Genomic DNA, 24,294 nt, shown 5'->3' on the forward strand with positions numbered 1-24,294 from the left:
TGCACATTTAGGGCATCACGGCCTAAGCCGGGCGGATTGCTGGAAACAAGGGGGCGCGGCGAAAGCCGCGCCCTTTTTATTGTTTGCGGCGGGCGCGGTCGAAGGCGACAGCGGTGTCCAAGCGCAGAATGGCGCCGGCCAGCCGGCCAAGGATGATTCCTTGTTCTTGGGTTTGCGGCTTGAGGCCGGTGCGCAGATCGACCAGACAGCGCATCAGGGTGCGGGCCGGGACCAGATGCAACGGGATGTCGGGCAGGGCGGCAACGCCGAACGCCTGGTCGATAGCGGTCAGGCTGTCGCGGATATAGTTCAGATCGGCCTCGTCCATGGCGACGATATGGTCGGGGGTGCGGCGGACCATGTTTTCGGCCGCCAGATTTACCACGGGTCCGTCCATTATATCCTTCCTGCGCCGATCAGATGGGCACTTTGACCGGGTTTAGGCGATAGGGCAACCGCGCAAAAGCCACGGCAGGTCTGCTTGATCTCAGACCAGACCCGGCGGTGATGGGCCATTTTGCTCGATATGGATGACGCGCTGGGGAAACGGAATGCTGATGCCGGCTTCCGTTAGACCGGTTTCGATCATGAAACGCAAATCACTGGCCACCAGCGAGGCGTCGGCGGCGCTGGCGTAATCAATCCAATACTGGATATTGAAGATCAGGGCGTCGGCGCCGAATTCATCAAGCAAGACCCGAGGCGGCGGATCGGCGAGGACGTGGCCGTGGCGGCTGACGATGCCCAGTAGCAGATCGCGGGTTTTCAATGACGAGATTCGGTAATCCACCCCGACCTTGACCGAACGACGGACCTTGGCGTTGGAATAGGTCCAATTGGTGACGTTGTTTTCGATGAAGGCGGAATTGGGGATCAAGGTCTCAGGGAGGTGATGACCTTCGCTGGGCATTCCTCGGTGTAGATGACCATGGAACGCCACGGCCACCTGTTTCCCAGTGTACTTTCTTAGGATCGAAGATGGCGGGCTTGGCGTCCGCTTTTTTCGCTTTCAACCGCGCTCCAGCCCCTTCAAGTTGTCAATGGCCGCCTGATTCCCCTGCGCCGCCGATTTGCGATACCATTCGACCGCCAGGCTGTCGTTTCTGGCATTAACGCGGAGTGGCAAGGGGGCTTTTGTCTCGCCTCAAGCGGGATTATGCTGGTGGGCATGAGTGAACGCCGACGCCCCGCCCGGGGCCGCCCCAATGTGATCGACGTGACCGTCCGTGTTCCGGCCGATAAAGTCGAAGCGTTGAAATCCTATGCCAGCCGCATCAGCCGCCAGCGCTCCCCCATTAGCCGCGATGAAGTGGTCGCCGCCCTCCACATTCATGCCGACATCTTCCTCCGCTTTGGCGTCAAGGGGGCATCGCTGTTCGGATCTGTCGTGCGCGACGAAGCGCGCCCCATGTCGGACGTCGATCTGATGGTCGACTTCCTGCCCGGTCAGCCCGGCGGCCTGTTCCGCTATGTCGAACTGAAACACGCGCTTGAAGGCGTCTTGGGCCGTCCGGTCGATCTGATCACCCGCAACAACATCAAGCCGCGCCTGAAAGCGCGCATATTAGCCGAATGCCTGCCGGTGTTTGGCGACGAGGTTTGCGAACCATGACGCAAAAGGACTGGCGCGTGCGCGTCGAGGACATGCTGGAAGCCATCGACCGCATCGAACGGTATGTGGATGCGATGAGCATTGCCCAGTTCGTTGCCGACAGCCGAACCCAAGACGCGGTCATCCGTAATCTTGAAATCCTGGGTGAAGCGTCCAAGCGCATCCCCTTTGACGTCATCCGCCGTCACCCGGAATTACCGTGGTCGCGCATTGGCGACATGCGCAATATCTTGGTGCATGAATATCATTCGGTTGATCCCGAAATCATTTTGGCTTCGGCCCGCAACGACCTGCCCCCTCTGGTCGCGCCGCTCAAGGCCATGTTGGCGGAAAGCGCATGAGCCGTCCTCCTGGCGCCATCCTGATCACCGGGGCTTCGTCCGGCTTGGGCGCAGCCCTGGCCCTGGCCTATGCCGGCCCCACCGTTACCTTGTTCCTGTCCGGTCGCGACCGCCAGCGCCTGCATGACATCGCCGATGCCTGCCGGGCGAAAAAAGCCGAAGTCCACGCCTTGGTCATCAACGTCACCCAGGCTGTCCCCATGGCCACCTGGATCAAGGAATGCGACAGCCTTCGCCCGCTGGATCTGGTCATCGCCAATGCGGGCATTTCCGCCGGCAGTGGCGGCGGCGGCGAGTCCGAGGAACAGACGCGGGCCATCTTCGCCGTCAATCTGGACGGGGTAATGAATACCGTCTTTCCCGCCATCGCCGTCATGCGGCCGCGCCGCCATGGCCAAATCGCCATCATGGCCTCGCTCGCCGGCTATCGCGGTCTGCCGGGAGCCCCGGCCTATTGCGCCTCGAAAGCGGCGGTGAAAGCCTGGGGCGAAGGGTTGCGCGGTCATCTGCGCCCGCATGGCATTCGTGTTTCGGTCATTTGTCCCGGCTTCGTCACCACCCGGATGACGGCGGTCAACACATTCAAGATGCCGTTCCTGATGGACGCCGCCAAGGCCGCCGGCATCATGGTCAAGGGATTGGCCAATGATCGTGGCCGCATCGCCTATCCCTGGCCCATGGCTTTCGGTGCCTGGTTGGGGGCCGCCCTTCCGGATCGGCTCATGGACTGGATCGGTCGCAAGATGCCGGATAAGGGATAAGCGCCCCTTACCGTTGATCGAAGCGGATTTCGATGCGACGGTTTTTCGCCAAGGCGGCTTCGGTGCCGGCATTGTCCAGGGGCTGGAACTCACCGAATCCGGCAGCCGCCAGACGATCGGCGGGAACGCCGGCATCGATCAGGGTGCGAATGACGGTAATGGCGCGCGCCGTCGATAATTCCCAATTGGACGGGAAACGATCGGACTTGATCGGTCGCTTGTCGGTGTGACCATCGACACGCAACACCCAATTAAGCTCTTTGGGAATTTCCTTGGCCAATTCATTCAAGGTCTTGGCCAATTGCCGGACCTGTTGCTCGCCACTGGCTCCCAGATCGGCCGAAGCGCTGTCGAACAGCAATTCCGATTGAAAGACGAAGCGGTCGCCTTCGATGCGAATCCCTTGTCGTTCGCCCAGAACCTTGCGCAATTTCCCGAAAAATTCCGAGCGATAGCGTTGCAATTCTTCGACCTTACCGGCCAAAGCGACATTAAGCCGCTTCCCCAGATCGGCGATTTGCGCCTTTTGCTCCACCGACAATTTTTCCGAAACGTCCAAGGCCGCGGCCAGTTGCTGCAATTGCTCGCGCATGGCGAGCATCTGCTGGTTCAGCAGATCGGCCTGCGAACGGGCGCTGTCGGACAATTGCCGTTCTTCGTCCAGGGAGGTGAGCAGATTGTCACGCTCGGCCAGGGACGCTTGCAGGCGATCCTGCAAGCGGGTCAGGTCGGCCTTGACGTCGGCGGATTTCGACTTTTCCAGCGACAATTGCTCGACCAGCGAAGCCATTTCCGCATGTAAGCGCGACAAGGCCTGATCGCGGCCGGTCAAGGCATTGCCCATGAAGAACTGGGCCAGCACGAACACCAAAAGGACGAAGATCAGCACCATCAACAGCGTCGCCATGGCATCGACGAAGCCAGGCCAGATATCGACATTTTGACGGAGACGGCGGCCGCGCGGCATGGTCAGTTCTCCGGTTGATCCTCGGCCAAGGCGGCGATGGTGCGGGCCAGCAGCTTGAATTGCGCCCGCAACTCGCCCACCAATTCATCATGACTGCGCCCGCTGATTTCCAGCAGACGGCTCATGGTCACATCCAGATTGCGCAAATGCCCACGGCTGACCTCGTCCATGCCGGCGGCCGGGGCTACCGCGCCGATGCCGCTGTGCTCGGCGATCCGGGCCAGCAACGGCCGCATTTCCAATTGCGCCTCGCCCAGCTTCAACATCAACGATTGTTCGACCTTCATCTGGTCGGCCAGGGTGGACAGGCGGTCGTTCAGCGATTGGATATTGGAATTGGCGGAAATCCGGCTTTCCTCGCCCCGCGCGATGGTGCGCTGCAAACCATCCAGGCTGTCGGCGGTCTGTTCCAGCAAAGCGCGGATATAGGCCGGCACCGATTGATCGCCATCGGCCATGGAATTGGACGAGCCAAGACGGGTTTGCCCCGCCAGCCATTCCTCTAACTCGTTGTAAAAAGCATTTTGCGCTTGGCCGGCCTGCAAATCGAGAAAGCCCAGAACCAAGGAGCCCGCCAATCCGAACAGCGAAGTGGAAAAGGCCGTGCCCATGCCGGCCAACGGCGCCTCGAGCCCGGATTTCATCCGATCAAAGGCTTCGGCCGCGGCGTCCGCTCCCACCGAAAGGCTGGCGATCACTTCGCCCACCGACCCCACCGTGTGCGACAACCCCCAAAAGGTGCCGAGCAAACCAAGGAAAATCAGCAGACCGACGAAATAGCGGGCCAATTCCCGGCTTTCGTCCAGACGCGAACCAATGGAATCCAGCACCGAGCGCAACCCCATGGCTGACAAACTCATGCGGCCCTGACGTTCGCCCAGCATTCCGGCCATGGGGCCAAGCAGACGCAGGCGTCCACCGGATGGCGCCGGCTGGCCCCGCATCCAGCTTTCCAGCCATTCCACCTCGGGCTTAAGCAGCAGCACTTGCCGGAAGTTCAAGATGATCCCAAGCAGGAAAACACCCAAGATCAAGCCGTTCAGCGCCGGATTGGCGAAAAAGGCCTTTTCCAGTCCCGGCGCAAGAAAGGCGGCAACGGCGGCAACGGCTGTCAGGAACAGGATCATGCGAACCAGATAACGACTGGGTCGGGTCATGCGCACACCTCGGCTATCGGGGACGATGGGGCGTTGCCATCCTTGACGCTAATCATGGCGATTTCGCGGCCGGTGATCCCGGCCGCCAGATCAACGGCCAACCAGCACCGCATCGACACGGTCAGCGGGGCCACGGCCATCTTGCTTGTTGCCCAAGGCCCGCACTTCGATGCGGGTCGAGCGCACGCCCTTATCCATCAGGAATTTACGAACCTCAAGGGCGCGAGACAGCGACAAGCGTCGGGCCTTCGAGGCCGAAGCCTCGTCGCCAGCGGCATAGGCCAACAATTGCAGATTAAGGTCTTCATCCTTTTGCAGGCGCTTGACCAGCGCCGCCAGATCAGAGCGGACGGAATCGCCGACCTTGGCTTCATCGGGGGCGAAGATCAGGGAAATGGTGTCGCTGCCACCAGACAGGGACGGCACGTCCGACGACGGCAAGGATGCGACCTGCGGCGGCATCACCGGCACCGCCGGCGGCACCGGAGCCAACAACGGGCGCGGCGCGGCGGCAACCATCGGCGGAGCAACCGGCTTGGGCGCTTCCATCGGTGCGGCGATTTCCGCCGGCTTGGCGATTTCAACCGGCTTGGCCGGCTCGACTGGCTTGGGCGCCTCGGCCTTGACTTCCGGCAGGCTGACCTGCGGCCCCTTGGCGGCAATCACCGGGGTGGGGATCGCGGCAGGATTCGGAGCGGCGGCCACGGGCGCCATCTCGGCGATCTGGGGCTTGGTCGGAAGCGCCGGCTTGATGGTGGCGACCGGCTTGACTTCGGCCTTGGGCGCCGGCGCCGCCACTGGCGGGACTTGCGCCACCTTGGCCGGCTTGGGCGCGGCCACCGTCTTCACCGGTTTGGCTGGGGCTTTGGCGACCGTCTTGGTCGCCGGCTTATAGGGCTTGTAGACGATGCCCTGAGGCGCGGACGCCGTGGCGGCGGATCGATTGACAGGGGAGTGGAGCGGCGCCGGGGAATGATTGGGCAGCTCGCCCTTGATCATATCGGCCAAGCTGGGCTGTCGGCCCAGATTGTCTAAAACCGACCAGTTCACCACCACGTCGGCTTCCCCCGACCCACCGATAATTACCTGAGCCGAAGCCACTGGCGCCACGGCACCCAGAAGCGCGGTCAGCGCCAGAACCCGCCAAGTCGCCTTTGCCATGGACTCATAACCCCTGCTGTGCCCTTACATAGATGTGGCACAGACTAACCTATGCGGACTCGCACCACAACAGTGTGTTGCCAAAATCGCAACACGCGTTGCCGGATTGCCGCGACGGGAATTATTTGAAGAATTAGTTAATTTCCAAGTATCAGCCGCGTGCTTCTCGCAGCATGGCCAACAGTTTGACGTGCAGCTTGTCATTGCCGGCAACCACGTCGCCACTTTCCAGCATGGAGGCCCGGCCGGTGAAGTCGCTGACATAGCCGCCCGCTTCCTTGACCAAGACGATACCTGCGGCGATATCCCAGGGCTTAAGGCCGCTTTCCCAATAGCCTTCGCAGCGGCCGGCGGCCACATAGGCCAAATCCAGGGCAGCCGAACCGAAGCGGCGGATGCCGGCGGTTTGCTCCATGGCGGCGACCAATTCCTTGACGAAATGTTGCTGGCCCGGACGGCCGCGATGGGGAATACCGGTGGCCAGCACCGCTTCGCTGAGATCGCGGCGCGCCGAGACGCGCAAGCGCCATTCATTCAAGAAAGCGCCAGCCCCTTTTTCCGCATGGAACATGGAATCGGAAATCGGCTCGTAGACGACGCCGGCGATCATCTCGCCATCGCGTTCCAGGCCAATGGAGACGGCGAAATGGGGGATGCCGTGGATGAAATTGGTGGTGCCATCGATGGGATCGACGATCCAGCGATGGCTTTTGTCGTCACCGGTCACCACGCCGCCTTCTTCCAACAGGAAGGCGAAGCCGGGGCGGGCCTTGGACAATTCCTGGCGCAGGGTCTTTTCCGCCTTGATATCGGCGGAGGAAACGAAATCCGAGGTCCCCTTTTTCGACACCTGCAGCTTTTCCACCTCGCCGAAATCGCGCACCATCCCGCGTCCAGCCTTGCGGGCGGCGGCCATCATGACATTAAGAATGGGGGAACGAACGATCACGGCGGAAACTCCTGAACTTAGAAACGCGAAACCGCTCCCCGGTATAAACCAGGGAGCGGCGCGAAAACCAGCGCGGTTTTACTTGGCGCGCTCGACGTAAGAACAGTCGCCGGTATTGACGATGATCTTTTCGCCTTCGGCGATGAACGGCGGCACCAGAATTTTCAAGCCGTTTTCCAGCTTGGCCGGCTTATAGGACGACGACGCGGTTTGGCCCTTGACCACCGGATCGGCCTCGACCACGGTCATGGTCACCTTTTCCGGCAGGCTGACCGAAACCGGCGAGCCTTCGATGAAATCAACGGCGACCTGCATGCCATCTTGCAAGAAGGCGGCGGCGTCACCCAGAACTTCGCGGGTCAGGTTGAACTGTTCGAAGTTTTCCTGGTCCATGAAAGTCAAGGCGTCGCCATCAACGAACAAGAAGGTGCAATCCTTTTCCTCGACATTGCACTTTTCCACCGTATCGGCGGTCCGCCAGCGTTCGTTGGTCTTGGTGCCGGTGCGGATATCGCGCATTTCGACGGTGATGAAGGCGCCGCCCTTGCCGGGCTGCACGATCTGCGTCTTGAGCACGGACCACTGCTTGTTGTTGTGCTCGATGATATTGCCGACACGAATCAAGTTGGCGTTGATTTTCATGGAACCGATCCAAAGGTCTAACGGGAAATTGGCGCGGAACCTAACAGGTTGCCCCACGGATGGCAACTATTGCACCGATGCGCCAAAAACGGCGTGGCGCCATACCCGTAACTTGCATAAGGACAAATCCGGCCAAGCGGCGTAAACTCGGGGAAAATATCTTCTCCGGGGAGGAGAACCCAATGCGCCTATATCTTGACGTCGATGGCACCTTGCTGCGACGGTCGGGGCACGCCCGTCTGCGTGGCGATTTCGCTCCGGCCAATAATCTGCTGCGTTTCCTCGAATGGGCCGCCGCTGGTTTTGACTGCGCCTGGGTGACCTCGCGCACCCGCCATGGCGGCGCCGACAAACTGCTGCCGGTATTGCGCCAAGCCATCGGCCCCGGCGAGGAATGGGACAGCATCACCGCCATCATCAAAACCTTCGCCACCCCCGTCTGGGCCGATTTCAAGGTCGAGGCCATGGACATGACCAAGGACTTCCTGTGGATCGACGACGCCCCGGAAGAAGAATCGCTGGAAGTCCTGCGCCAAGCCGGCCGCCAAGACAGCTGGATCGGCGTCGCCGTCGATCAGCGTCCCGATGATCTGCGGCGGGTGATGGAATTGGTGGAAAGCCGCGGCATCCGCCAAGCGGCTGAGTAAGACTAAGCCGCCCTTCCCTCTGCCGCGACGGCATGATCGACGATGGCGGCGCGCAGGCGGGTGGCAGCCGAAGACAAGGTGCGATCCGTCCGGGTGATCAGGTGAATTTCGCGGCGAACCGGAAAATCGGCGAGGGCGATAATGCGGATGCCCGGACGACGGAACTGGTAAAGCGCCAGTTCGGGCACGATGCTGGCCCCGACCCCCGCCGCCACCAACCCCATCATGGTGGTCAGTTGCTCGACTTCAAGGCTATCGAAACACACCCGTCCCGGCAGCACCTTGCCCAGATACTGGCCGATGCTGGTATTGCCGGCGAAGTTCAGCAGCGTCATCCCGGCCAACTGATCCAGACGGATCGCCGCTTCCTCGGCCAGGGGGTGATCGTCGCGACAGACGAAATGAAAGGCTTCCTCGCATAGTTTTTCCGACGCCATGTCGGGCGGCGTCGCCCGTGGCGCGGTGATGGCGAAATCAGCGACGCCATCGGCCAAGGCCTGAAGACAACGGTCAGACAAGGCATCGATCAATTCGACCCGCACCTGCGGATGGTTGGCGCGAAAGTCGGGCAAGACCGACGGCAGCCAACTAACCGCCACCGACGGCAGCGCCGCCACGCAAACCCGCCCCCGCTCCCCCCGGCCGATGGCCGCCACCTCTTTCGCCGAGGAATCGTAAAGGCCAACCAAATGCGCGGCGATGGCGGCAAAGGATTCGCCGTCGGGCGTCGGCCGCACCCGGTGGGTGTCGCGATCGAACAAGCGGAAACCGATTTCCGCTTCCAACCCGTTGATCAAGGCGCTGAACGCCGGTTGCGACAAGCAGATGCTGGCCGCCGCGCGGGTGAAATTGCGGTGTTGGCTAAGCGCCAGGAAGGCCCGTAATTGCTTGGTCGAAACGTTCATCATCGCCACCGATAAGCTGATCCGCTTTTCCGATTTCCCATGTCGGAATGCATTTTATAGCATGGAGGGTAATCCGAGAAAGATAAAGAAGCATAACTTCAAGCTGCGGATTTTACGCTCAAAATCCCTGTCGAATATGTTTATGCATCTTTATAAGTAAAACTATAAATGGAGTGAAACGATGGTAGCCCTCTTCGGTCTATTAACCATAATCCTTGTCCTTGCCGGTATTCTCAGCAAGAAAATATCGCCGATGGCGGCCTTGATCGTCATCCCCATTATTGCCGCCCTGCTGGCCGGGTTTTCAGTGGCTGACACCGGTAAATTCGCCCTCAACGGCATCAAGGGCATCGCCCCCGTGGTCGGCATGTTCAGCTTCGCCATCGTTTTCTTCGGCGTCATCAAGGATGCCGGCACGCTCGACCCGATCATCGACGGCATCTTGCGCATGGTCGGCACCCGTCCCAGCCGCATTGCCCTGGGGGCCGCCTTGCTGGCCGCCATCGTCCACCTGGACGGCTCGGGCGCGGTCACCTTCCTGGTCACCATCCCGGCCATGCTGCCGTTATTCGAACGCCTGAAGATGGACAAGCGTATCCTCGCCTGCGTTGTCGCCATGGCCGCCGGCACCGCCAACATGCTGCCCTGGGGCGGCCCGACCTTACGGGCGTCGTCGTCGCTGCAATTGTCCATCGGCGAGCTTTACATGCCGGTGATCCCGGCACAGGTCATCGGCCTGCTGTTCGTCTTCGCCAGCGCCTGGTATCTGGGGCGGCGCGAGGAAAAGCGTCTTGGTCTGACCGGCGCCGGCATGGGCTATGACGGCAACTATTCCCGCCCCGAACCCAGCGACGCGGAAAGGGCCTTGGTCCGCCCCCGTCTGGTCCTGGTCAACATCGCCCTGGTGATCGCGGTCATGGCGTTGATGATCACCCAGGTGGCCGCCCCGGTGATCTGTTTCATGCTGGGGACCATCGCCGCGCTTTTGATCAACTATCCCAATCCCAAGGCCCAGCGCGAGCGTATCGACGCCCACGCCAAGGCGGCGTTGATGATGGCGTCGATCCTGTTGGCCGCCGGCGTGTTCAGCGGCATCATGAAGGACACCAAGATGCTGACCGCCATGGCCAGCTTCGCCGCCGCTCACCTGCCCACCGGCATGGGCCACTTCATTCCGGTGACCCTGGCCCTGATCTCGGCGCCGCTGAGCTTCGTGTTCGACCCCGATTCCTTTTATTTCGGCATCCTGCCGGTGCTGGCCGAAGCCGGCAAGGCGCTGGGCGTCGCCCCGGTGGCTATCGGTCAGGCGGCGATCATGGGCCAGATGACCACCGGCTTCCCGGTCAGCCCGCTGACCCCGGCCACCTTCTTGTTGATCGGCTTGTGCGGGCTTGATCTGGGCGACCACCAGCGTTTCACCTTCCCGTGGCTGTGGGCAACCTCGGTGGTCATGACCGTGGTCTGCGTCGTCACCGGTCTGTTCCCGCTGTTCTAAAGGCACGAAGATCATGAAGAAAATTCGCATCGGAACCGGCGCCGGATATTCCGGCGACCGCATCGAACCGGCGGTGGAACTGGCACAAAAAGGCGACATTCAATACCTCGTATTCGAATGTCTGGCCGAACGCACCATCGCCATCGCCCAACAAGCCAAGCTGCGCGACCCGCAGCTCGGTTACGACCCCCTGCTTGCCGCCCGCATGCGGGCGGTGCTGCCGGCCTGTCGGCAAAATAACGTCCGCATCATCACCAATATGGGCGCCGCCAATCCCGAGGCGGCCGCCCGCCACGTCGCCCGCATCGCCGCCGAGTTGGGCTTGCCCGCCTTGCGCATCGCCGTCATCGGCGGCGATGACGTCCGCGCCCGCATCCTCGCCGACGATCTGCGCCTGGATGAAAGCGGCCAGGGCGCCCGCGCCATGGAAAACAGCATCGTCTCCGCCAACGCCTATCTGGGGGCCACCCCCTTGGTCGAGGCCCTGGCCCAAGGCGCAGAAGTGGTGATCTGCGGCCGGGTCGCCGATCCCAGCTTGTTCCTGGCGCCGATGATCCACGAATTCGGCTGGGCCGCCGACGATTGGCCGCGTCTGGGCCAAGGCATCGTCATCGGCCATCTGATGGAATGCGCCGGTCAAGTCACCGGCGGCTATTTCGCCGATCCCGGCGTCAAGGACGTCGCCGATCTGGCCCGTCTGGGCTTTCCCATCGCCGAGGTGGACGAAAGCGGGACGGCGATCATCACCAAGGTCGCTGGTTCCGGCGGCGCGGTGACCATCGCCACCTGTTCCGAACAATTGCTTTATGAAATCCACGACCCCAGCCGCTATCTGACCCCCGACGTCACCGCCGACTTCACCAAGGTGCGGCTGCGGCAAGTCGGCCCCGACCGCGTCGAAGTCAGTGGCGGTCATGGCGCCCCCCGTCCCGAAACCTTGAAAGTGTCAGTCGGCTATCTCGACGGCTTCCATGGCGAAGGCCAAATTTCCTATGGCGGTCCCGGCGCCGTCGCCCGCGGCCGGCTGGCCCTGGACATCGTTGCCGAACGGCTGAAATTGGTTGGAGTTCCCACCGAGGAAGTACGCTTCGATCTGATTGGCGTCGATTCGCTTTATGGCGCCACCTTGCCGGCGGGCGAGCCGGCCGAGGTCAGGGTTCGCGTCGCCGCCCGTACCCGCACCCAATCGGACGCCGTGCTGGTCGCCAACGAGGTCGAAACCCTTTACACCAACGGCCCGGCCGGCGGTGGCGGCGCCACCAAGGCGGTCAAGGAAATCGTGGCCATGGATTCCACCCTGATTCCGCGTCACTTGGTGGAAACCACCGTCACCCTGCTGGAGGGCTGAGATGATGAAACTGCGCGATATCGCCCACGCCCGCACCGGCGACAAGGGCAACACCTCGAACATCTCGGTGATCGCCTATCGGCCCGAGGATTACGCCTTATTACAGCGCGAAATCACCCCCGAACGGGTGTTCCAACACTTCGCCGGCATCATCGCCGGCCCGGTGGAACGCTATGAGATGCCCAATGTCTGCGCTCTCAACTTCGTCCTGCATGGGGCCTTGGGCGGCGGCGTCACCCGCTCGCTGGCCCTGGACGCCCACGGCAAGACCTTGGGCTCGGCCTTGCTGGCGCTGGAGATTTAACCCGGATAGGGATGACGGCGGCCGCGCCAGTCGGTGACTTCGCCCCGTTCGTCATCCCACCAATCCGGCCCCAGCGGCACCTTGCCGGCGCCGCCGGGAATATCGAGCACGTAAGTCGGTTGGGCGATGCCGCTCAGCCGACCACGCAACGCCCGCATGATCGCTTGGCCTTCGGCGATGCTCGGGCGGAAATGACTGGTGCCCCGGGTCAGATCGGGGTGATGCAGATAATAAGGCCGCACCCGATTGCGAATCAGGGCGCGAAACAGCTCCTCCAGGATCGCCGGGTCATCGTTGACCCCTTTCAGCAACACACTTTGCGAGATCAGCGGCACCCCGGCATCGGCGAGACGCTTCAGGGCGGCGCGCGCCGGCGCCGACAATTCACGCGGATGATTGACGTGCACCGACACCCATACCGCCAAACTGTCGGGAGAGCCCAAGGCGGCGGCCAAGACGGCGGTCACCCGCTCGGGATCGGCGACCGGCACTCGACTATGGAAGCGCAGCACCTCGATATGCGGCAGGGCGGAAACACGGGCGACCAGATCGGCCAGCCGGGGAGCATTGAGCATCAGCGGGTCACCGCCGGTGACAATGATTTCGCGCAGTTCCGGGCGTCCGGCCAGATAGGCGAAGGCGGCGTCGAGTTCCGCCGGGCTCAGGGTGCCGTCGGCATCCCCCACCGCTTCGCGGCGGAAGCAGAACCGGCAATAGACCGGGCAGACCAGGATCGGCTTCAACAAGGCGCGATCGGGATAGCGGTGCACGATTCCCTTGACCGGCGAATAGGCGTCGTCGCCGATGGGATCGGCCAATTCCTCGGCCGCCACCTGCAATTCGGCGGCGTTCGGGACATATTGACGGGCGATGGGGTCGGCCGGGTCGGCGCCATTGATCAGTTCAACCACCGCCGGAGTGATGGCGATGACGCTGCAATGCGCCAGCGCCTCCAGCGCCGGCCGCTGCTCTTGCGTCGCCAGCCCCGCCTCGATCAGGTCATCAACCCGACGCAGCGACCGCGTGATGTGGCCGGCGACGCCTTTATCAATGTTCATCCGTGTCCATCCGTGTCATGAAGCAATGCGGACCGATCGGCGTTCATAGAGGTTTTCATGTCCACAGGCAAAGAGTCCTGGCATCCCCAAGCATTGGCCGAGCGCGCGCCCTTCCTGCGCCAACGTGGTCTGATCTTGCGCGAAGTGCGCGCTTTTTTCGACCGGGTGGACTTCACCGAGGTGGAAACGCCTTGCCTGCAAATATCGCCGGGGCTGGAACCGCACCTAAAGGCCTTCGCCACCGCCTTGCAAGATCCCTGGGGGGAGCCTGATCAGACCTTATATCTGCATACCAGCCCGGAATTCGCCATGAAGAAGCTGCTGGTGGCGGGAATGGAGCGGATTTTCCAGATCGCCCATGTGTTTCGCAACGGCGAGCGCTCGGACACCCATAGCCCGGAATTTTCCATGCTGGAATGGTACCGGGCCGGCGGCGCCATCAATCAGATGATGGATGACACCGAGGAACTGGTCCGCGCCTGCACCCGCGCCGCCGGCAAGCAAACCCTGCGCCGGGCAAATCACCTCTGTGACCCGTTCGCCCCCTGGGAGCGCCTGAGCATCGCCCAAGCCTTTGACCGCCATTGCGGCATCGACGTGCTCGCCACCGCCCCCGATCCGTGGGCCCCCGATACCGCCCGGCTGGCGGCCGAAGCCACCAGGATCGGCGTCTCGGTTTCGCCCACCGACCGGTGGGACGACATTTTCTTTAAAATCCTCCTCGACCGGATCGAGCCGCATCTGGGCATGGCGACGCCAACCATCTTGCATTCCTATCCGCTCTCCATGGCGGCGCTGGCCCGGCCCAACCCCGCCGACAATCGGGTCGCCGACCGCTTCGAGGCCTATGCCTGCGGTGTCGAATTATGCAACGCCTTCGGCGAACTGACCGATGCCGGCGAACAGGAACGCCGCTTCATCGCCGATATGGACATGAAAGAGGCCCTGTACGGCGAACGCTATCCCCTTGACCGCGACTTCCTGGCCGCGTTGGCGCATGGCATGCCGGAAGCCGCCGGCAACGCCTTGGGCCTGGACCGTCTGGTCATGCTGATCTGCGGCGCCGACAGCCTGGAACAGGTGCTTTGGCTGCCCGTACAGAAAACCGGCTGAAATGTCCGTGGACGTGCCCGGAAAAAGCGACGTCGGAGCGGTCGGCGGCGCCATCCGTCGTGCTGAACGTGTTCGCCGTGATAATGTCGCGTGTCCCAGGTTGTTGCGCGCCGCTGGCGCCGCTATAACTTTCCCGACTTTGCCCAGTGGAGGTTTGCGCCCGTGACGATTGCCAGCATGACCGGCTATGCCCGCGCCGAAGGGCGTGATTCCCTGTCCTCGTGGCTGTGGGAGGCGAAAAGCGTCAACGGCAAGGGGCTGGATGTGCGGTGCCGGCTGCCCTATGGCCATGACGCCTTGGAGGTGGCCGCGCGGGAAGCGGTGACGCGCAAGCTCAAGCGCGGCAATGTGCAATTGTCGCTGACCTTGACCAACACCGCCGCCGGCCCGGAATTGCGGGTCAACACCGCTTTGCTGAACCAATTGGTGACCTTGGTGGATGAATTGGGGCCAAGCCACCAAAACATCGCTCCGGCCCGCTGGGACGGCTTGCTGGCAATCAAGGGGGTGCTGGAATCCGCCGGTACCGATTCCAGCGTGGACGAAGATGTGCGCGCCGCGCGCGAAACCGCCATGAAGGCCGATCTGGAAAATGTCCTTGATGCGCTGACCGCCATGCGCCAAGCCGAAGGCGCGCGCATTGAAGCGGTGCTGCTGGCCCAACTTGATGAAATCGGGCTGTTGGCCGAACGCGCCGGCGCCTGCGCCGTATTGCGGCCCGAGGCGGTGCGCGAGCGTTTGCGCACCCAGGTGGCCGCCGTCCTTGAAGCGGCCCCATCGCTGGCCGAGGAACGGATCGCCCAGGAAGTGGCGCTGATCGCCGTCAAATCCGATATCCGCGAGGAATTGGATCGTCTGCGCGCCCATGTCGGGGCTGCCCGCGACCTGATCGGCGGCGACGCCGCCGTTGGCCGCAAGCTGGATTTCCTGTCGCAGGAATTCAACCGCGAGGCCAATACCTTGTGCTCGAAATCCGCGGACGTGGAATTGACTCGCATCGGCCTGGACCTTAAAGCGGTGATCGACCAGTTCCGCGAGCAAGTGCAAAACATCGAATAGACGAGCCGCCATCATGACCCATCCGCCCGCTAATCTCCCCAATGTCCAACGTCGCGGCTTGATGCTGGTGCTGTCGTCGCCGTCGGGCGCCGGAAAAAGCACCATCGCCCGCGCCGTGCTGGAGCGCGACCCCGACATCGCCATGTCGGTGTCGGCCACCACCCGCTCGCCCCGTCCGGGCGAAGTGGACGGCAAGGATTATCATTTCGTCAGTGTCGCGACCTTCCAGCAGATGGTCGGCGCCGGTCAGTTTCTCGAACACGCCAAGGTGTTCGATAATTATTACGGCACCCCCAAACAGCCGGTCGAGGATGCCCTGGCCTCGGGCCGCGACGTCTTGTTTGATATCGACTGGCAGGGCACTCAGCAATTGGGGCAGAACGCCCGTGACGACCTGGTCACGGTCTTCATCTTGCCGCCGTCATTGGCCGAATTGGAGCGCCGTCTGCACACCCGCGCCCAAGACAGCGCCGAGGTGGTGGCCAAGCGCATGGCCAAGGCCGGCGACGAAATGAGCCATTGGTTCGAATACGAGTACATCGTGCTGAACGCCGAGGTGGACCGTTCCATCGCCCGCGTTCAGTCCATCCTTGATTCCGAACGGTTGAAGCGCAACCGTCAGGTCGGCATGGCCGCCTTTGTCAATGCGTTGAGGGGGCAGTGATCGCTCCTCCGGCTTCCATCTTGGTTTATGTCGGCCTTGACGCTGTTGGCGACGGGCTGATGAAGCTGCCCTTTATCCGCGCCTTGCGCGCCGCGTTTCCCGCCGCCCGGATCACCTGGATGGCCGGCAAGGGCCATAGCGTCTATGCCGGGGTGCTGGCCCCGGTGGTGGCCGGGCTGGTGGATGAAGTGATCGATGACGCCCAGGTGGGCAGCCGGGTGGTCGAATTATTCGGCCGTCCCCCCCTGTATGGCCGGCGCTTCGATCTGATCATCGATACGCAAAGGCGGGTGCTGACCAGCCTGATCGTGCGGCGCATCGGCCACGGCAATTTCATTTCCGCCGCCGCCGGCTTTTGGTTGTCCACCATCCGCCCCAGTCCAGGCCATCGGCGCCCGGCCGCCATGGTGGGGCAATTACTGGACCTTGTCCGCCTGGCCAAGGGCGGCGCGGTGGCGGAGGCCGCCGCCGTAAGCATCGATCCCGCCACCCAAGCCGCCGCCGCCGCCTTGCTGCCGCCGGGGCCGGTTTACGTGGGGTTCGCCCCCGGAGCCGGCGGCCGTCATAAATGTTGGCCGCTGGACCGCTTCATCGCCGTGGCCACGGCGCAAGCCGGGCACGGCCGCGTGCCGGTGTTCCTGCTGGGACCGGGCGAGGCCGAATGGGCCGCGCCTATCGCCGCCGCCGTGCCGGCCGCCTTGTTGCCGTTGCAGGCGGCGGAACAGGTGACGCCGCTCTTGACCATCGCCCTGGGCCGACGCATGGCCGCCGCCATCGCCAATGATTCCGGCGCCGGTCACATGCTGGCCGCCGCCGATGTGCCGTTATTGTCCTTGTTCGGGCCGACGCCGGCGGCGAAATTTGCCCCGGCCGGGTTAAAGACAAAGGTGATCCGGGCTCAGGATCACGGCGGCGACAGCATGGATGTTATTCCCGTCGAAGCGGTTGAGAATGCGCTGACCGGCGTGTTGCCACTTTGACCCTGGAAGGTTTAGGGATTACCTTTTCAACGTCAACCTATCGACAGCTTGCCATGGGAAATAGGCCAATGAACATCAAGGACCATATTCGCGGTATTCCGGATTTCCCCAAGCCCGGCATTCTGTTCTATGACATTTCCACCTTATTGGCCCATCCCGATGCGTGGTCGGTGGCGTTGGCCCGGCTGGCCAATGACGTGCGCAAGTTTCAGCCCGATGTGCTGGCCGGCGTCGAATCGCGTGGTTTTCTGGTGGCGGCGCCGCTGGCTTTGAAGCTGGGCTGTGGCTTTGTCATGCTGCGCAAGAAGGGCAAGCTGCCGGGCAAGACCATCCGCCACGAATACGCTTTGGAATACGGCACCGATACCATTGAAATTCAAGAAGACGCCATTCAGCCGGGCCAACGCGTGGTCATCTTGGACGATCTTCTGGCGACCGGCGGCACCATGTGCGCCGGCATCGAGTTGCTGCGCCAGGTTGGCGGTCATGTTACCGGGGCGGCAGCCATCCTTGAGCTGAATTTCCTGCCTGGACGGCAACGTCTTGCCGACATGCAGGTTCCTTGTTCGACCTTGGCGTCTTACGACGAATAAGGTCTGAACCGGATTGCTGCCTGCCGGCCCGCCGGGTGGCGGGGGATTTTAAGGAAGTCGCCGCAATTATGGACTTCACGTTGCAGGCAGCTCTTTTGGGGGCGGTAATGGGGGCGACGGTTCTTGCCGCCTCCACCCTGTATGGTTGGACCCTGCCCAGTGCTCCCAAGGCTTATGGGTGGTGGGCCGGGGCGTTTCTGCTGGAAGCCGCCAGCCGCTCGCTGCTGCTGCTGCCAGGGGGAACGGTCCTTCTGGCCGATTTGTCCGATCTGCTGCACGCCTTGTCCGCCGGCTTGTCGCTTTGCGGGGCCATATCCTTCGGGGGGCGGCCGATTTCCGGCGGTCTGCTGATCGGTGGTCTCCAGGTGGCGGCGGCTTGGGCGGTGCTGGTCCATTTGGGGCGAGCCAACGGGCTGCTTCCCCAGGATTTGCCGGTTTTCGGCATTGGCGGCGGGCCGTTATTACTGGCGGCGTGGTATTTCCGCTCGTCCCGGCTGCGGGGCGGCCATCACGGCCCCAATGCCTTGGCGGCGGTGGCTTTCGGCCTGAATGGCCTTGTCCTGTTGGCCTCGCCGGTTTTGCATTTCGACCACACCTTGACCGTCTGGGGCCTGTTTGCCACCCAAGTGCTGTCAGTGCTGATGGCCTTGGCCTTGCTTTTAGAGGTTCTGATCCGTCAGCAAGCGGTGGCGGAAAGCGAAGGGCAACGGGCTAATTTGTTGCAAAGTCGCCTGGCCGACGCCTTGTCCAGTGTTCAAGATGGCGTTGCCTTGTTCGATTCGCGGGATCGTCTGGTCACCGCCAACGACCTGTATCGTCAGTTCATGGCCCCGGTGGCCGAAGTGATCAAGCCCGGCCGTCTGTTCCAAGAAATCATCGATGCCGAATTCGAACGCGGCGTGGTGCGCCAGGAATGCGAAATCGTGCGTTCTGGCAAGCTGGCCGACCATGCGCTGCCATCCGTGCAAGGCTGCGAGGCCGAATTGTTCGATGGCCGCTGGGTGTCGATCAACGTCTATCCCACCGCCGATGGCGGCCATCTGCGCATCTTGCGCGATGTCACCGGCCGGCGGCAGATGAACACGTCGCTGCATGACAGCTTGGCCTGGCTGCGCGGCATCATGAATACCGTGGTCGACGGTATTGTCACCATCGACGACAGCGCGACCATTTTGTCTTTTAATGCCGCCGCCGAACGTATTTTCGGCTTTGGCGCCGACGAGGTGGTCGGCCGTAACGTCAACATGCTGATGCCCGATCCCTATCGGTCCGAACATGACGATTACTTGCGCCGCTATGCCGAAACCGGCGAAGCGCGGGTCATCGGCATCGGTCGGCAAGTCAAGGGACAGCGCAAGGATGGCGCCGTGTTTCCGCTGGAATTGGCCGTCACCCGCATGAACCAAGGCGGATTGGTGACCTATATCGGGGTGGTGCGCGACATCACCGACCGCAAGCGGGTGGAAGACGCCCTGGTTGAAAGCGAACAACGCTTCCGCGATCTGGCCGAATCGGCATCGGATTGGTTTTGGGAACTGGATGCGGATCTGCGCTTCACCTTTGTTTCCGGGCGGGTGCGTCAGGTGCTGGGGGTGGGGCCGGGCTATTTTATCGGTCGGTCCTTCACCGATCTGGCTTCATCATGCGAAGACCCGCGCGATTGGGAGGTCCAGCAAAGCCTGATCCGGGCGCGTCGTCCGTTCCGTGGTTTTATTTTCATCCATCGCATGACCAACGGCGCCATTAAATTCGTCGAAATGGCCGGCCGGCCGGCTTTTGATCCCGAAGGCAAGTTCTTTGGCTATCGCGGAACCGCCGCCGACATCACGCCGCTGAAGCGGCACGAGCAGGAACTGGCCACTCAATCGGCGCTGCGTCAGGCGATCATCGACAACATGGGCCAGGGCGTGGCGGTGTTCGACGGTGACGAACGGCTGGTGGCGTTGAACACGCAGGCCCGGCAATTGCTGGATTTGTCGGAAAACGATATCGAAACCGAGATGTCCACCCTGGAAGGGTTGCTGCTGTACTTGGCCGTTCAAGGCGAGTTCGGCCGTTCGGGGGCGATGATGACCAAGGTGCGCCGCCGTCTGGAACGGCTGCGCCGCAACCCGCTGCGCGTCTTCGAACATGCCCGGCCGAACGGCTGGGTCTTAGAGGTCCGCTCGACCGCCATGCCCGGCGGAGGCCTGATCTTGACCTTTACCGACATCACCGACCGCAAGAAGGTCGAGGCGACACTGCGCGAGGCCAAAGACGCGGCTGAACGCGGCAACCGGGCCAAGGCGACGTTCCTGGCCAATATCAGCCACGAATTGCGCACCCCGCTCAACGCCATCATCGGCTTTTCCGAGTTGATGAAGCACGAGATTTTCGGCCCGGTGCAGCCGCCGGCCTATTGTTCCTATGTGGATGACGTGCATGAAAGCGGCATGCATTTGCTGGAACTGATCAACGATATCTTGGATATGTCCAAGGCCGAGGCCGGCATGACCGATCTGGTCGATTCCCCGGTCGATATGGCGGCGTTAATCAAGGCCAGTCTGCGGATGATGGAAAAGCGGGCGAGCACCAATGGTGTGATCCTGCTGACCGATTTGCCCGATCATTTGGCCTTTTTGCGCGCCGACGAACGCCGCATCCGTCAGATCTTGCTCAATTTGTTGTCCAACGCGGTGAAATTCACCGAAGAGGGCGGCACCGTCCGCGTGACCGCGCGGGTCGAACCCCAAGGCATGGTCATCCACGTGGCCGATTCCGGCATCGGCATGTCGTCCGAGGATCTGAGCCGGGTGATGGAACCCTTTGTCCAAGCCGACACCCGGCTGTCGCGCAAATACGAAGGGACCGGTTTGGGGCTGCCGCTGACCAAGGCCCTGGTGCTGGCTCATGGCGGCTCGCTGACGTTGGATTCCATTCCCGATCAGGGGACCACGGTGACCGTGGTCTTCCCCCCCGAACGGGTGATGGGCGAACGTTCCCCGGAAAATGGGGAAGCCGACGAAAGCTGGCGGCGCGGATGATTTTGCCGCCTTATCCCGATGGTGTTGTTTCGCTGCGCTGCCGCTTCGGGTATGGTCGCGGCCAGTAACCAGTTGCCGATGGGAAACGTTCATGTCGCCGTCCCGATTGCTGACCTTGGCGTTCCTGCTGATTGCCGCTCCGGTCTGGGCCCAAGCGCCGACGCCGCTGACGGCACCCATCCAAGACAAGCCGCCGATCGCAGCGACCGAGGACCGGCCGGTGGTCGAGGATGAACGTCCCGATTTCCAACCGTTGCGTCCGGTCGAGCCCGAGGAAGCGGCGCCGGCGATAATACCGGTTGTTCCCGCCGCTCCCGCTCGCCCCCCCATCGCTCCCCCGCTGGCGACGATGCCGCCGCCAGCGGCTCCGCTTGTGGCGCACGCCCCGGCCGAGCAGCCATCCTTGATGCCGGTGATTCCGGCCTGGGCCGTGGCCCTGTTGCTGGTGGCCGGCGCCATGCTGTCGGGGTTGCTGGGGGTGGTGGCGGCACGATCCATGCGCCGGGCCGAATTGAACGAACGCCGCCGCTCTGTCGCCGCCAGCTTGGCCGTGGAAATGGAAACCCGGCGTCTGGCCTTTGACGCGGTGCCGCTGCCGCCCAACGTCGATGCCGGGGTATCCTTTGTTTCAGCGGTGATTTCCATGGCCGGCATTGATTGTGCCTTTCGCGCCGCACAAGGGTCGCTGTTCTTGCTGGCGCCGCCATTGGCCGCCAATGTCTCGGTCCATTATGCCGCGGTTCAGCGCGTTGCCGATTTCGTCAAAGGCCAAAGCATGGCCGCCGCCGTACGCATGTTGCAGGCCAACCGTCTGGGCGGGCATCCCTGCCCGGATGCCGGGGCCATGCGCGAAGCCCATGTGGAAATGGCGGCGGCATTCCGAGGTCTGGATAAGGTGATCTTGTCGTTACGCGCCCTCCAGCGTTGACGGTTTTGCCGACCGGCGTAGACTGAAAAAAATCAGTCAGGTCGGGAGGCAAGTCATGGCCAAGGAAAAGTCGAAGAAAAAGCCGCTGCCACTGGGTGTTCGTCCTGACTTCGTCTGGGGCGGTTCAACCTCGGCCTATCAGATCGAAGGCGCCGCCGCCGAGGATGGCCGTGGCCCCAGTATTTGGGACATCCATTCCCGCACCAAGGGCCGCACCGCCAACGGCGATACCGGCGACGTTGCCTGCGATCATTATCACCGCTACGGCGAAGACGTGGCGCTGATGAAGAAGCTGGGCATCGACGCCTATCGCTTTTCGGTATCGTGGCCACGGGTGCTGCCGCGCGGGCGCGGCGCCGTCAACGACAAGGGCCTGGATTTCTACGACCGCCTGATCGACACGGTGCTTGAGGCAAAGATCACGCCGTGGCTGTGTCTGTATCACTGGGACTTGCCGCAGCGGCTGCACGAATTGGGCGGCTGGACCAACCGCGATGTCGTCGGCTGGTTCGCCGATTATTCCACTTTGGTGGTGCGACGCTTCGGCGACCGGGTCAAGCATTTCGCCACCTTCAACGAACCCAATGTCTGCACCTTGTTCGGCTATGCCATGAACTGGTGCGCCCCCGCCGCCGAAGACCGTGCCGCCTATTTCCCCGCCTGCCACCATGTCAACTTGGCGCATGGGGCGGCGGTGGATGTCATCCGTCACTGGATTCCCGAAGCGTCGGTGGGCTGCGTCTATAATCTGCAACCCATCCATCCGGCGGACGAGACCTCGGCCGCCGACCGGCGCGCCGCCGACATCTTGGACGCTCATTGGAACCGGGTCTATGCGGACCCCCATATCCTGGGGCATTATCCGGCCAATGTGGCCGATCAATTCGAACCCTATGTCGTTGCCGGCGACATGGCGCGCATCTGCCGGCGTCTGGATTGGGTGGGGATGAATCATTACGGCCCGATCTGGGCCAAGGATGATCCCAATTCCCAACTGGGCTTTGCCTGGGCCGACGTCAAGGTGGCCGAAGCTCACCCGGAAATCGGCTGGGAAATCTTCCCCGAGGCCTTCACCGACCAATTGCTGGAAACCCACGGCCGCTATGGCCTGCCCATCTATATCACCGAAAACGGCTGTGGTCGCGACGACGACAAGGAATTCGCCGATGCGGCCGGGCGAGTCGATGATTTCTATCGGATTTCGTACCTGAAGCTGTACACGGCGGCAATGAGCACGGCCATCGAGAAAGGGGCCGATATTCGCGGCTATTTCATCTGGTCGCTGCTCGACAATTTCGAATGGGGCTCGGGTTACGGCAACCGTTTCGGCATCATCCGCGTCGATTTCCCCACCGGAACCCGTACCCCCAAGGCCTCGTTCGACTGGTACGCCCAGACCATCAAGGACAATCGGGGATAGGGGGGTGCCTCTTGTCACCCGGAGACGGGGCTGACGCGATTTGATGGCTGCGGCCTGGAATGCACTCATTGCAGATCCAGACAGGTTCAAAAGTCTCGATTTCCAATTCAGGGGCGGAAGAATTGTATAGGCTTGACGATATTAGCCATCAAATCTCCGCTGCAAGCGCCTGACACGATATTCAACCAAAAGCCTTCGCCGCAGAGAGGGAGGGCTCCCTTGCGCGTAAGCGTCTGAGATGGCCTTGTCCAACGATTTTCTGACGGAAGTCGCGAGTTTGATCAATTCTATGCCGCGTTCTTCGTTATTAATACATTGCGCAGCGTAAACCGGAACTGACCTTATGGACTTTATCCCGTTATCAAGCCCCCATAGGCTGTAACGAACTTTACCGCGTAAAGAGTTTAATTCAATTCTGAGTTCTTTTATCTTTTGATCTGTTTTTGATCTGGATTCTGGCGTCTTTGCATCAAGAAGTACTTTTGTATGTGCCACCATGCTATAGAGCGCATTACCTAGTTCTTGTATGTTATTTTCTAGTAGTGACCTTGATGCTTGTCTCTGCGAGTTCGCTTTTGAAAATAACTGATTTAAGAGTACGGAAACAAGAGAGGATATTGCTGCTATTATGGCAACATTTATGACAGTCTCTGATTGCCATAACATGTTGTTTCTCCTGTTTCATTATATGTTATTGCCTGTAATTCGGCGAGATGGCCGCGATTTGCCGCCATCTCGCGCGATGCTTGAAATTCAAGCAGAACACAGGGTTTACTTGTGCTTGTGTTCCGACAGCGGGGCCGTGGTGTTGCCCATATAGACAGCCAACAGGCGGGTCGGGGTATTGCCATCGTTGCGGCCAAAGTGCCAGCCGGCGGTTTCCATGAAAGCATCGCCAGTCTTGTAATGGCGGGGCGGCTGGCCTTCGGTGCTGATGGTCAGTTCGCCTTCCAAAATATAGGCATAAAGCGGAATGGGGTGGCGATGCAGTACGGTTTCCGAATGCGGCGGGAACACGGTGATCCGCGACAGGATTTGTGGGGTGCCGTCAGGATAAACCAGCGGGACGCCATCGCCAGTGGTTGTGGTTTTCAGCAATACGGTGCTGCTGGGGGCGGGGGGGGCCGCCTTATCTTCGGCAAAGGCTGACGCGGTCATGGTGGCAGC

Annotated in this window: 25 protein-coding genes; 15 read left to right on the forward strand and 10 right to left on the reverse strand. The window is 61.9% G+C overall.

Annotation, left to right across the window (positions count from 1 at the left end; translation table 11 throughout):
* Positions 1-76: 76 nt before the first annotated feature.
* Positions 77-397, reverse strand: coding sequence for a hypothetical protein (locus tag KEC16_RS17245; RefSeq protein WP_211551241.1), 321 nt, complete (start codon positions 395-397; stop codon positions 77-79).
* Positions 398-487: 90 nt separating this feature from the next.
* Positions 488-910, reverse strand: a complete 423-nt coding sequence (locus KEC16_RS17250; RefSeq protein WP_211551243.1) for a mechanosensitive ion channel family protein — start codon at positions 908-910, stop codon at positions 488-490.
* 258 nt (positions 911-1,168) lie between these two features.
* On the opposite strand from KEC16_RS17250, the gene KEC16_RS17255 reads away from it, so the two are divergent.
* Genes KEC16_RS17255 through KEC16_RS17265 form a run of 3 tightly spaced genes read left to right on the forward strand, consistent with a single transcriptional unit; the run spans position 1,169 to position 2,714 of the window.
* Complete coding sequence (locus KEC16_RS17255) at positions 1,169-1,612, forward strand: nucleotidyltransferase family protein (RefSeq protein WP_211551245.1); 444 nt, start codon at positions 1,169-1,171, stop codon at positions 1,610-1,612.
* Complete coding sequence (locus KEC16_RS17260; protein WP_211551247.1) at positions 1,609-1,953, forward strand: HepT-like ribonuclease domain-containing protein; 345 nt, start codon at positions 1,609-1,611, stop codon at positions 1,951-1,953. The genes KEC16_RS17255 and KEC16_RS17260 overlap by 4 nt, the downstream gene beginning before the upstream one ends.
* On the forward strand, positions 1,950-2,714 hold the full coding sequence (locus tag KEC16_RS17265; RefSeq protein WP_211551249.1) for an SDR family NAD(P)-dependent oxidoreductase: 765 nt from the start codon (positions 1,950-1,952) through the stop codon (positions 2,712-2,714). The genes KEC16_RS17260 and KEC16_RS17265 overlap by 4 nt, the downstream gene beginning before the upstream one ends.
* Positions 2,715-2,721: 7 nt before the next feature.
* Here KEC16_RS17265 and KEC16_RS17270 read toward each other — a convergent pair whose 3' ends face one another.
* The 5 genes from KEC16_RS17270 to efp all read right to left on the reverse strand — a co-directional run bounded on the left by KEC16_RS17270 (position 2,722) and on the right by efp (position 7,590).
* Complete coding sequence (locus KEC16_RS17270; RefSeq protein ID WP_211551251.1) at positions 2,722-3,681, reverse strand: peptidoglycan -binding protein; 960 nt, start codon at positions 3,679-3,681, stop codon at positions 2,722-2,724.
* Positions 3,682-3,683: 2 nt separating this feature from the next.
* Complete coding sequence (locus KEC16_RS17275) at positions 3,684-4,838, reverse strand: flagellar motor protein MotA (RefSeq protein ID WP_211551253.1); 1,155 nt, start codon at positions 4,836-4,838, stop codon at positions 3,684-3,686.
* A 90-nt stretch (positions 4,839-4,928) separates the two neighbouring features.
* Positions 4,929-5,999: an OmpA family protein gene (locus KEC16_RS17280; protein WP_249209287.1), complete on the reverse strand. Its 1,071-nt coding sequence runs from the start codon at positions 5,997-5,999 to the stop codon at positions 4,929-4,931.
* 151 nt (positions 6,000-6,150) lie between these two features.
* A complete protein-coding gene (locus KEC16_RS17285) occupies positions 6,151-6,948 on the reverse strand; it encodes an inositol monophosphatase family protein (protein ID WP_211551255.1) in 798 nt (265 codons plus the stop codon).
* Positions 6,949-7,026: 78 nt separating this feature from the next.
* Positions 7,027-7,590, reverse strand: a complete 564-nt coding sequence (efp, locus tag KEC16_RS17290) for an elongation factor P (RefSeq protein ID WP_211551257.1) — start codon at positions 7,588-7,590, stop codon at positions 7,027-7,029.
* A 182-nt stretch (positions 7,591-7,772) separates the two neighbouring features.
* Here efp and KEC16_RS17295 point away from each other — a divergent pair, with 182 nt between their 5' ends.
* Positions 7,773-8,237, forward strand: a complete 465-nt coding sequence (locus KEC16_RS17295; RefSeq protein WP_211551259.1) for a hypothetical protein — start codon at positions 7,773-7,775, stop codon at positions 8,235-8,237.
* A 2-nt stretch (positions 8,238-8,239) separates the two neighbouring features.
* On the opposite strand, the gene KEC16_RS17300 is transcribed toward KEC16_RS17295, so the two are convergent.
* Positions 8,240-9,145: a LysR family transcriptional regulator gene (locus KEC16_RS17300; RefSeq protein ID WP_211551261.1), complete on the reverse strand. Its 906-nt coding sequence runs from the start codon at positions 9,143-9,145 to the stop codon at positions 8,240-8,242.
* A 178-nt stretch (positions 9,146-9,323) separates the two neighbouring features.
* Here KEC16_RS17300 and KEC16_RS17305 point away from each other — a divergent pair, with 178 nt between their 5' ends.
* From KEC16_RS17305 to KEC16_RS17315, 3 genes are read left to right on the forward strand one after another with little or no spacing between them, the layout of a single operon-like run.
* Positions 9,324-10,637 carry a CitMHS family transporter gene (locus KEC16_RS17305; protein ID WP_211551263.1) on the forward strand — a complete coding sequence of 438 codons (1,314 nt, stop codon included), beginning with the start codon at positions 9,324-9,326 and terminating at the stop codon, positions 10,635-10,637.
* Positions 10,638-10,650: 13 nt separating this feature from the next.
* Positions 10,651-11,985 carry an acyclic terpene utilization AtuA family protein gene (locus KEC16_RS17310; protein ID WP_211551266.1) on the forward strand — a complete coding sequence of 445 codons (1,335 nt, stop codon included), beginning with the start codon at positions 10,651-10,653 and terminating at the stop codon, positions 11,983-11,985.
* Between the two features lies 1 nt (position 11,986).
* On the forward strand, positions 11,987-12,289 hold the full coding sequence (locus tag KEC16_RS17315) for an AtuA-related protein (protein ID WP_428846068.1): 303 nt from the start codon (positions 11,987-11,989) through the stop codon (positions 12,287-12,289).
* Here the strand turns inward: KEC16_RS17315 and KEC16_RS17320 are convergent.
* The gene (locus tag KEC16_RS17320; RefSeq protein ID WP_211551268.1) at positions 12,286-13,347 is read right to left on the reverse strand and encodes a lysine-2,3-aminomutase-like protein; all 1,062 of its coding nucleotides are present in this window, start codon (positions 13,345-13,347) and stop codon (positions 12,286-12,288) included. The genes KEC16_RS17315 and KEC16_RS17320 overlap by 4 nt on opposite strands.
* Positions 13,348-13,404: 57 nt before the next feature.
* Here KEC16_RS17320 and epmA point away from each other — a divergent pair, with 57 nt between their 5' ends.
* From epmA to KEC16_RS17360, 8 genes are all read left to right on the forward strand, one after another.
* A complete protein-coding gene (epmA, locus tag KEC16_RS17325; protein WP_211551270.1) occupies positions 13,405-14,460 on the forward strand; it encodes an EF-P lysine aminoacylase EpmA in 1,056 nt (351 codons plus the stop codon).
* A gap of 162 nt (positions 14,461-14,622) precedes the next feature.
* Positions 14,623-15,519 (forward strand): YicC/YloC family endoribonuclease, encoded by an 897-nt coding sequence (locus KEC16_RS17330; protein ID WP_211551272.1) that lies wholly within the window; start codon positions 14,623-14,625, stop codon positions 15,517-15,519.
* Between the two features lie 13 nt (positions 15,520-15,532).
* Positions 15,533-16,183 (forward strand): guanylate kinase, encoded by a 651-nt coding sequence (gmk, locus tag KEC16_RS17335; protein ID WP_211551274.1) that lies wholly within the window; start codon positions 15,533-15,535, stop codon positions 16,181-16,183.
* Positions 16,180-17,163 (forward strand): glycosyltransferase family 9 protein, encoded by a 984-nt coding sequence (locus KEC16_RS17340; RefSeq protein WP_346344125.1) that lies wholly within the window; start codon positions 16,180-16,182, stop codon positions 17,161-17,163. Before gmk ends, KEC16_RS17340 begins: the two co-directional genes overlap by 4 nt.
* A gap of 68 nt (positions 17,164-17,231) precedes the next feature.
* Positions 17,232-17,756, forward strand: a complete 525-nt coding sequence (locus KEC16_RS17345; protein ID WP_211551276.1) for an adenine phosphoribosyltransferase — start codon at positions 17,232-17,234, stop codon at positions 17,754-17,756.
* 68 nt (positions 17,757-17,824) lie between these two features.
* On the forward strand, positions 17,825-20,779 hold the full coding sequence (locus tag KEC16_RS17350; protein ID WP_249209288.1) for a PAS domain S-box protein: 2,955 nt from the start codon (positions 17,825-17,827) through the stop codon (positions 20,777-20,779).
* Positions 20,780-20,870: 91 nt separating this feature from the next.
* A complete protein-coding gene (locus KEC16_RS17355) occupies positions 20,871-21,707 on the forward strand; it encodes a hypothetical protein (RefSeq protein WP_211551278.1) in 837 nt (278 codons plus the stop codon).
* Between the two features lie 55 nt (positions 21,708-21,762).
* Positions 21,763-23,127, forward strand: a complete 1,365-nt coding sequence (locus KEC16_RS17360) for a GH1 family beta-glucosidase (protein ID WP_211551280.1) — start codon at positions 21,763-21,765, stop codon at positions 23,125-23,127.
* 771 nt (positions 23,128-23,898) lie between these two features.
* Here the strand turns inward: KEC16_RS17360 and KEC16_RS17365 are convergent.
* Positions 23,899-24,285: a cupin domain-containing protein gene (locus KEC16_RS17365; protein WP_211551282.1), complete on the reverse strand. Its 387-nt coding sequence runs from the start codon at positions 24,283-24,285 to the stop codon at positions 23,899-23,901.
* Positions 24,286-24,294 lie beyond the last annotated feature (9 nt).

It is taken from the genome of Magnetospirillum sulfuroxidans (assembly GCF_018224925.1).
Classification (GTDB): Bacteria; Pseudomonadota; Alphaproteobacteria; order Rhodospirillales; family Magnetospirillaceae; genus Magnetospirillum; species Magnetospirillum sulfuroxidans.

Excerpts from the sequence above, each read along its gene's own strand:
- KEC16_RS17250 (WP_211551243.1), bottom strand. The coding sequence starts at position 910 with ATGCCCAGCGAAGGTCATCACCTCCCTGAGACCTTGATCCCCAATTCC.
- KEC16_RS17300 (WP_211551261.1), bottom strand. The coding sequence starts at position 9,145 with ATGATGAACGTTTCGACCAAGCAATTACGGGCCTTCCTGGCGCTTAGC.
- KEC16_RS17350 (WP_249209288.1), top strand. The coding sequence starts at position 17,825 with ATGGACTTCACGTTGCAGGCAGCTCTTTTGGGGGCGGTAATGGGGGCG.
- KEC16_RS17320 (WP_211551268.1), bottom strand. The coding sequence starts at position 13,347 with ATGAACATTGATAAAGGCGTCGCCGGCCACATCACGCGGTCGCTGCGT.
- KEC16_RS17280 (WP_249209287.1), bottom strand. The coding sequence starts at position 5,999 with ATGGCAAAGGCGACTTGGCGGGTTCTGGCGCTGACCGCGCTTCTGGGT.
- KEC16_RS17360 (WP_211551280.1), top strand. The coding sequence starts at position 21,763 with ATGGCCAAGGAAAAGTCGAAGAAAAAGCCGCTGCCACTGGGTGTTCGT.
- KEC16_RS17270 (WP_211551251.1), bottom strand. The coding sequence starts at position 3,681 with ATGCCGCGCGGCCGCCGTCTCCGTCAAAATGTCGATATCTGGCCTGGC.
- KEC16_RS17315 (WP_428846068.1), top strand. The coding sequence starts at position 11,987 with ATGATGAAACTGCGCGATATCGCCCACGCCCGCACCGGCGACAAGGGC.
- efp (WP_211551257.1), bottom strand. The coding sequence starts at position 7,590 with ATGAAAATCAACGCCAACTTGATTCGTGTCGGCAATATCATCGAGCAC.
- KEC16_RS17345 (WP_211551276.1), top strand. The coding sequence starts at position 17,232 with ATGAACATCAAGGACCATATTCGCGGTATTCCGGATTTCCCCAAGCCC.
- KEC16_RS17365 (WP_211551282.1), bottom strand. The coding sequence starts at position 24,285 with ATGACCGCGTCAGCCTTTGCCGAAGATAAGGCGGCCCCCCCCGCCCCC.
- epmA (WP_211551270.1), top strand. The coding sequence starts at position 13,405 with ATGTCCACAGGCAAAGAGTCCTGGCATCCCCAAGCATTGGCCGAGCGC.
- KEC16_RS17265 (WP_211551249.1), top strand. The coding sequence starts at position 1,950 with ATGAGCCGTCCTCCTGGCGCCATCCTGATCACCGGGGCTTCGTCCGGC.
- gmk (WP_211551274.1), top strand. The coding sequence starts at position 15,533 with ATGACCCATCCGCCCGCTAATCTCCCCAATGTCCAACGTCGCGGCTTG.
- KEC16_RS17295 (WP_211551259.1), top strand. The coding sequence starts at position 7,773 with ATGCGCCTATATCTTGACGTCGATGGCACCTTGCTGCGACGGTCGGGG.
- KEC16_RS17355 (WP_211551278.1), top strand. The coding sequence starts at position 20,871 with ATGTCGCCGTCCCGATTGCTGACCTTGGCGTTCCTGCTGATTGCCGCT.
- KEC16_RS17305 (WP_211551263.1), top strand. The coding sequence starts at position 9,324 with ATGGTAGCCCTCTTCGGTCTATTAACCATAATCCTTGTCCTTGCCGGT.
- KEC16_RS17260 (WP_211551247.1), top strand. The coding sequence starts at position 1,609 with ATGACGCAAAAGGACTGGCGCGTGCGCGTCGAGGACATGCTGGAAGCC.
- KEC16_RS17275 (WP_211551253.1), bottom strand. The coding sequence starts at position 4,838 with ATGACCCGACCCAGTCGTTATCTGGTTCGCATGATCCTGTTCCTGACA.
- KEC16_RS17245 (WP_211551241.1), bottom strand. The coding sequence starts at position 397 with ATGGACGGACCCGTGGTAAATCTGGCGGCCGAAAACATGGTCCGCCGC.
- KEC16_RS17310 (WP_211551266.1), top strand. The coding sequence starts at position 10,651 with ATGAAGAAAATTCGCATCGGAACCGGCGCCGGATATTCCGGCGACCGC.
- KEC16_RS17255 (WP_211551245.1), top strand. The coding sequence starts at position 1,169 with ATGAGTGAACGCCGACGCCCCGCCCGGGGCCGCCCCAATGTGATCGAC.